Raw genomic sequence first — 894 nt, forward strand, 5'->3', positions numbered from 1 at the left:
GGCGGTATTGCACGGGATGGCGATGATGTCCGCGCCACCCGCTTCGAGCCTCTTGCAAGTCGCATAGAGCGAGATGGTCGGGTCGGGACCGTTGCCGATCAGGTTCTCCGTGCGGTCGGGAATCTGCGGATTCTGCTCGACCATCAGCTTGATATGGTCCTGATCGCGCCGCGCGGGTGTGGCGCGCACGATCTTGTGAATGAAATCGACGGTCGCCGCTGGCCCTACTCCTCCGACCACGCCCACCTTGAAGATCGTTTCCGGGGACCCGTACTGGCCCGACACGACGTATTGCGCATAAACGAGGTTCGAATCCACCAGCGGGACCCGGAGCGGCCCGATGTCCTCGGCGACAAGCGCGATCTCCGTCAGGCCGGGCACGATGACATTGGCACCCTGCGCGATGAAGTCCTCGCATGCCTCGCGCAACAGTTCGACCGGCCGGCCACGCAGATTGCCGCTCTTCACGCCGTCTGGTCCATAGACGGCTTCAGTGACGAGGTCGATGCCTTCGGCTGCGCGCGGATGAATCACTTCGAACTCGGGCGCCGCGAAATACTTTTCGAAGAGGCCTTTGCGCCGCGCATAGCCGGACGCCAGCACGCCGACACGGCGAACGGCAGGAAACTTCCTTCTTACATGGCTGCGGACCGCCTCGATCATGTCGACGATCTGCAATGGCGAGTTGGCCTTTAACTCATCGATGAAGGTGTGGCTGAGAAAACAAGGAAGCACGATCGTCGTCACGCCGCGCTTCTCGAAGCTGTTCAACAGATCGAAGATGTACAGCTTTCTTTGCGTCAACGTCTCGCTGCCTGCATCGGAACCCCGGAAGGGATGCTGCTCGAAGATGGCATCGAAATGCTCGCCGTCGCTCGCCGCGGGCATCGACTT

1 protein-coding gene is annotated in these 894 nt (G+C 61.2%); it reads right to left on the reverse strand.

The annotated features are described in order from the left end of the window. Window positions 1-894: aspartate/glutamate racemase family protein (locus AWB81_RS43560; RefSeq protein WP_144444415.1), on the reverse strand; the 894-nt coding region annotated here is incomplete at both ends.

It is taken from the genome of Caballeronia arationis (assembly GCF_001544975.2).
Classification (GTDB): domain Bacteria; phylum Pseudomonadota; class Gammaproteobacteria; order Burkholderiales; family Burkholderiaceae; genus Caballeronia; species Caballeronia arationis.